Source organism: Terriglobus albidus, from assembly GCF_025685425.1.
In the GTDB taxonomy this organism is placed as follows: Bacteria; Acidobacteriota; Terriglobia; order Terriglobales; family Acidobacteriaceae; genus Terriglobus; species Terriglobus albidus.
Map to the genome: position 1 here is coordinate 86,953 of NZ_JAGTAS010000023.1, position 6,161 is coordinate 93,113.

Genomic DNA, 6,161 nt, shown 5'->3' on the forward strand with positions numbered 1-6,161 from the left:
GTCCCTCCTCCACATCACCGGTCGATATCGGCGAGCACATAGTCCAGGCTCCCAAGAATTGCCAGCAGGTCCGGAATCATAAGCCCGCGGCACAGCTGCGGCAGCATCTGCATATGCGCGAACGACGGTGTCCGGATCCTCGTCCTATATGAGCCAATACCTCCGTCGCTGATCAGGTAGTAGCCGTTATTGCCTTTGGTTCCTTCGATTGCCGCCATTGCCTCTCCCGCCGGCATAACCGGACCCCAGCTCACGCCAAGAAAATGATGGATAAGCGTCTCGATATCGTGCATGGTGCGCGCTTTGGGGGGCGGCGTGGCCAGCGGATGCTCCGCATTGCATGGGCCTCCCGGCATGTTGTCAACGCACTGCTGGATGATGCGAAGGCTCTGACGCATCTCCTCAACGTGCACCACTGAACGGTCATAACAATCACCGGAAGTGCCGACCGGTATATCGAAGTCGAGCTGGCTGTAACAGGCGTAAGGCTGCTTCTTGCGGAAGTCCCATTCAAGTCCGCAGGCACGGAGGTTCGGCCCCGTCATGCCCCACTCGATGGCTTCACGAATGGTGCAGCCGCCGATGCCCTTGGTACGCGCTTTGAAAATACGGTTGCGCATAATGGTGCGATCGTATTCATCGAGCTTGGGCGGTAAGTACTGTAGAAAATCGCGGAATAACCGGTCCCAGCCATTAGGCAGATCCTGTGCCACACCGCCGATGCGGAACCAGTTCGGGTGCATGCGAGCGCCGCAGATCGCCTCGACAATGCCGAAGGCTCGCTCGCGGTCGTTGAACAGATAAAACACCGGCGACATCTGGCCGAGATCCTGCGCGAAGGTGCCATACCAGACCAGGTGGCTGATGATGCGAAACAGCTCCGCCATCATGACCCGAATCATCTGCCCACGTGGCGGCACCGTAATGCCTGCAAGCTTTTCCACTGCCGTCAGGTACGCGAGGTTATTCATCACACCGCCCAGATAGTCCACGCGATCGGTGTAAGGGATATAGGTGTGCCACGTCTGGCGCTCACCCATCTTTTCTGCTCCGCGATGATGAAAGCCTATGTCCGGCACAGCGTCGACGATCACTTCGCCATCAAGCTGAAGAGCAATGCGCAGAACACCGTGTGTACCCGGGTGTTGTGGACCAACGTTCAGGAATAGAAAATCAAAACCTTCGGATTCCCGCGACATGCCCCATTCTTCAGGCTGGAACTGCAACGCTTGTTGTTCCGCGTCCTGCTTTTGGTCCGGCAGACGAAAAGGCCCCATCTCCGTCGCACGCGCCGGGTGGTCCTTGCGCAGGGGATGTCCCGACCACGTCCGCGGCATGAGGATGCGCTCTAAATGCGGATGCCCGTCGAAGGCGATACCGAACATATCCCACACCTCACGCTCGTACCAGTTGGCGGCGGGGCAGATGTCAGTAATCGTCGGCAGTGAGAGCTGTTTTTCGTTGAGCGCAACCTTCAGCCGAACATACGAATTTCGCTCAAAGGAGTAGAGGTGATAAACCACCGTGAAGTCGCTCGGCGGCTGGCCTTCGCGGTGCACACGTCCGCGTTCATCGATGGCCGTGAGATCGTGCACCATCGTATATGGATTGGGAATGTTGGCATAAAGCAGGCGGATCGCCTCGTGGATGTTGTCCTTCGACACCCAGAAGGTAGGAATATCGTCACGGACTGACTGAGGCGCAGCAGTATCTCCCAGTTCCTGCTGTAGATCCTGATCGAGGACGAGACCGCTCGCCATAAGCACCGCCGGTACACACTAAACGCTGTCGGGAGTCCTGAGCACCGTCAGTAACTGCCGCTGCTGCCGCTTCTCATCACGCATGGAAGGCATCTCAGGCCGTACCACACCTTGCGGCCCGACTACCCAACTCAGGGGCCGCCTTTCTTTTCCTACCGCGTCACGCAATAACAAAACACCTTCGAGAAAGGCATCCGGCCGGGGCGGACACCCAGGTACGTAGACATCCACCGGGAGAAATTTATCTACCCCCTGCACAACGCTGTAGATGTCATACATGCCGCCTGAATTCGCACATGAGCCCATGGAGATCACCCAGCGCGGTTCCATCATCTGTTCATAGAGACGCTGGATGACGGGGGCCATCTTGATAAAGACCGTTCCCGCGATCACCATCAGGTCTGCTTCTCGCGGCGTGCCGCGTATCACTTCAGCGCCAAACCGTGAGATGTCATATTTGCTGGTAATGCTCGTGGCCATCTCTACGAAACAACATGAGAGACCAAAGTTGAAGGGCCAGACGGAGTTCTTGCGGCCCCATGCAACCAGGTCATCCACGCGGGACAGGATAAGAGTGCGGCGGATCGCTTCGTCCGTAGATTCACCAGATTCACCGAGTTTCTCCGCGTCAGGAGCACCAGGCACACTGATCGACCAGCGCATAACGCACCACCGTTTCTAACTCACTGTCCGTCCGCCTTGTCGCCAATCGAGTGCGCCGACGCGCCATAAATAGGCAAGGGCTGCAAGCAAGACCGCTATAAAAAGCGAGGCCTCGGCATAGCCAGTCCATCCGGTTTCCCGGACGGAGATCGCCCATGCAAAGAGGAAGACCGCTTCGAGGTCGAAGATTACAAAGAACATTGCAACCAGGTAGAATTTGGCCGACAATCGCACTCGCGCCGAACCCTGCGAGAGGATACCTGATTCATAAGGAGAGTCTGTTGCCCGATCATGGTGTCGCTGACCCAGCACGAAGGACAAGCCAAGCATAGCGACAACGAGCATGCTAACGATCACGAGATAAACTGCCAGCGGCCAAAGGTCCATAGTCCCCCCGCCTCAATGGTCAGCAAGTATGAATCAGATCAATAAGATTTGCAACCATCTAAAACCAGCAGTATTTCAGCGCCTAAATGCTCTAGCCGCCGATCAATAGGTGTTGTTGGCCCACCGAGACCTCCCGCCGCACAGGGATTCGCGCCGCCGATACAGGGAGGCGGCCCAGCGATTTTGGCCTCTCGATTTTCAAGAGGCTGGATTCATCCTAAAGTCGATATTCAGTGGTGCCGGGAGAAGCGAACCCACGATCGCAGGCCGGCCGGACCGGAGAATGCCGCAGATGTGCCAGAAATAAGTGGAATCCGCCGCAAGTTTCAATAACCCAAGCGGCCTATTCTCAGTGATTTAGGGAATAAAACATAAAAAGGCCAAACAGCTCTGGCCGATGGCGTTGAATCGTGATGGATATATATGGGGTACCTGCATGGCAAAGCTGATCTACATGATGAACATCTCTCTCGATGGTTACATCGAAGACGAACATGGCAGCTTTGACTGGGGCGCTCCCCAGGACGAAGAGGTGCATACCTGGATCTTCAAGCACGTCTCTTCATTCCGCACCTGTCTCTACGGACGGAAAGTCTACGAGATGATGCTCTACTGGGAGACTGCGCACACGATTCCCGATCAACCGCAGTTCGTACTCGACTTTGCCAGGCAGTGGCAGGCGGCGGAAAAAATCGTTTACTCGAGAACGCTCGCTGAGCCGCGCAGCGCCCACACCAGAATCGAGCGCGCCTTCGATCCCGATGCGGTCCGCAATCTGAAGGCGAATGCCGTGCACGCCATCGCCGTGGCCGGTCCTGAACTCGCCGCTCAGGCGATCCAGGCAGGGCTTGTCGACGAGCTCCAGATGCGTGTCTGCCCCGTGGTGATCGGCGGCGGAAAACGGTACTTCCCGAGTGGTGTGCGGCTGGATCTGGAGTTGATCGAGGAGCAACGGTTCCGCAACGGTGAGATCTTTCTGCGATACGCGGTCCGCGGCCCATCGAAGTGAAGCAGTATATTGACAGCGAAATCTACATAGGTTGATATTCCATCCATATGGAACGGGAACCGCGTCAGGTGTTTACGACGATCGTGAGGAAGCCGAGCGCATTTCTTCCCATTGCGATGTCTCTTCTTGCGCTGGCGGATGTTCTGATTACCCTCGCAATGTTCGGTGTTCCTCATGACAAAGACGAAGGGACAGCCGCTCACATTTGGCAACTGCTCATGGCCGGTCAGGTGCCGCTGCTCCTTTTCTTCGCCGTCACGTGGTTCCCCCGCGCGCCAAGAGAGTCCCTGAAGGTTATTGCGCTGCAAATGGCGGCGGCGCTTGCCGCGCTGGCCCCGGTGTACCTGCTTCACTTGTGAGTCCCTCTAGATCTCGTCGAGTTTGAGCGGACGTGGGGTTTTGCCATCGATGTCGGAAAATCCGTAGTCAATTCCTAATTGAGCCGCCACAAGTACTTTTCCCGTGTGTCTCATGACGTTTGGATCGGCGGCAAGCGCGCTGATCGCGCGTCCAATAAACTCCGGCGATTCCGAGTTGCTGAGGTCCAGCCATGCCGAAGCTTCCATCACCTTTTCTGTTCTGACCAGACCGGGGTAAAGAGACACGACAGCGACGCCATATGGTCTAAGCTCATCCGCCATGTCCGCGGTCATTTTATCTGTGGCAGCTTTTGATATGCCGTAGGCGACGTTGCCAATGCGCTTCTGCGCAGACCAGAACGATATGTTTACGATCAGGCCACTTTTGCGAGCCACCATCGATGGGACGGCAAGTTGACTCGCAAAATAGTGGGCGCGCACACCTGCGGCGAACATCGCGTCCCAACGCCAGATTGGCTGCTCCCAGAATGGCTTACTCCAGGTAAACACGCCGCCTTCCATCATCTGCTCGTAGCCGCCCCAAACATTGTTAACCAGGATATCGATGGCGCTGCTTTCTCTGGCGACTCGTTCGAATGCGCTCACGACCTCTCGATCGTCCCTGTGATCACATCGAATTCCCACGATGTTCGTTTCGTCGTCAAGCCCTTCTCTGATGGATCGGCCTGTCACGAAGACTCGCGCTCCTTGGGCCGCGAGTTCAGCCGCGATTCCGCGTCCAACGCCTTTCGTGCCGCCGGTAACAACAGCGACTCTGCCTTGAAGCGATCTCATCCGATGATTATGGACCTCTCCCGTTTCTCTCGTCGCAGAGAATTGCCGGGCATGATGAGAAGTCACGCGATCCTTGTCAGGGATTTGGTGTATCCGCGTCGCCAGACAGGATCGTCGACCAACGCTCACGGCGTTGGTCTTCTGTTGTCTGCTCCACGCGCGTCGCGATGGTCCACATATGCCCGGCCGGGTCCTGAACCCATCCAATCCGGTCTCCCCAGAAATGCGTCTCGACCGGCACCACAAGCCTGCAACCGCGCTTGAGTGCCCGTTCAACAGTCCCGTCGACATCTTCCACGTAAAGATAGAGGACTACGGGAGAACTTCCGTCAGGATTGGGGGCGCGAGTTGGGACCTCCGGGTTCTCAGCCTCAATCATGAGCATCGCAGAGCCGAAGAGCAACATAGCATGCTGTGCCCGCCCGTCCGCGCCTGGACGACGGACGCCCTCGACCGCGCCGAGCACTTCGCAACAGAATGCAATCTCCGTCTCAACATCGCGACAGTAGAGTCTCGGGATAATGGCGGAAGCTCCCTCGGGAACACCTTTGTATTGACTTGCCATATTCATCCCTCCTGGCACATCAGCGTAGTGCTAAGAGGGCTCGACTGTCTTGTAGAAATCGGAAGTTTTGAACGTTCCGTTCAATATCTGGAGAACGCGTGGCGCTATTTCCCCTCCGGAGCTTCGGTTAGGTTGCAGGTAATGCAATAGGGCGATGTGGCGGAGATCGCTGTCACGAACATAGGGCCGGTATTGAGCAGAGCGATCGGGAAAGGATCTTCGAGCGGTTCGCGCGCGGAACACAGGCTGTGCGCGGCTCATTCTCCGGCAGCGGTCACCGCGAAGGACCTGCTTTTCATGGGTGGGAGCAGCGGGCTCCAGCCCGCTGATACAACATAAAGGTAAATGGGCTTTAAGCTCTGGGCCTTCTGTATATCTGACAGGAAAACCCAGGGCTGAAGCCCAACATCTCTGCTACTTCGTAAACCGTGGGCTGAAGCCCACGGTTCCCGCCCATTCGCGCTACGCTCGAACATCCCAGTATTGTCGATACTCTCTAGTGTCCTGTCCCTAAAATAATTGTCATATTTATTGAGGGTACGAGCATCGGATAGAGTGGGAGGAAGTCCGATGGGTGCAGGTCGTCCTTTAGCTCCGTTGTCTGTCAGTGCGGAAGATCGCAG

7 protein-coding genes are annotated in these 6,161 nt (G+C 56.6%); 2 read left to right on the plus strand and 5 right to left on the minus strand.

Annotated elements, in window-relative coordinates:
• Positions 1-14: 14 nt before the first annotated feature.
• From nuoC to ndhC, 3 genes are read right to left on the minus strand one after another with little or no spacing between them, the layout of a single operon-like run.
• Positions 15-1,760: an NADH-quinone oxidoreductase subunit C/D gene (nuoC, locus tag OHL21_RS03215; protein WP_263415801.1), complete on the minus strand. Its 1,746-nt coding sequence runs from the start codon at positions 1,758-1,760 to the stop codon at positions 15-17.
• An 18-nt stretch (positions 1,761-1,778) separates the two neighbouring features.
• On the minus strand, positions 1,779-2,423 hold the full coding sequence (locus OHL21_RS03220) for an NADH-quinone oxidoreductase subunit B (protein ID WP_263415802.1): 645 nt from the start codon (positions 2,421-2,423) through the stop codon (positions 1,779-1,781).
• 15 nt (positions 2,424-2,438) lie between these two features.
• A complete protein-coding gene (gene ndhC / locus OHL21_RS03225) occupies positions 2,439-2,810 on the minus strand; it encodes an NADH-quinone oxidoreductase subunit A (RefSeq protein ID WP_317889955.1) in 372 nt (123 codons plus the stop codon).
• Between the two features lie 436 nt (positions 2,811-3,246).
• Here ndhC and OHL21_RS03230 point away from each other — a divergent pair, with 436 nt between their 5' ends.
• Positions 3,247-3,819: a dihydrofolate reductase family protein gene (locus OHL21_RS03230; RefSeq protein ID WP_263415803.1), complete on the plus strand. Its 573-nt coding sequence runs from the start codon at positions 3,247-3,249 to the stop codon at positions 3,817-3,819.
• 68 nt (positions 3,820-3,887) lie between these two features.
• A complete protein-coding gene (locus OHL21_RS03235; RefSeq protein WP_263415804.1) occupies positions 3,888-4,178 on the plus strand; it encodes a hypothetical protein in 291 nt (96 codons plus the stop codon).
• Positions 4,179-4,184: 6 nt separating this feature from the next.
• Here OHL21_RS03235 and OHL21_RS03240 read toward each other — a convergent pair whose 3' ends face one another.
• Both OHL21_RS03240 and OHL21_RS03245 read right to left on the minus strand, forming a co-directional pair.
• Positions 4,185-4,973: an SDR family NAD(P)-dependent oxidoreductase gene (locus OHL21_RS03240; protein WP_263415807.1), complete on the minus strand. Its 789-nt coding sequence runs from the start codon at positions 4,971-4,973 to the stop codon at positions 4,185-4,187.
• 76 nt (positions 4,974-5,049) lie between these two features.
• On the minus strand, positions 5,050-5,538 hold the full coding sequence (locus OHL21_RS03245; protein WP_263415805.1) for a VOC family protein: 489 nt from the start codon (positions 5,536-5,538) through the stop codon (positions 5,050-5,052).
• Positions 5,539-6,161 lie beyond the last annotated feature (623 nt).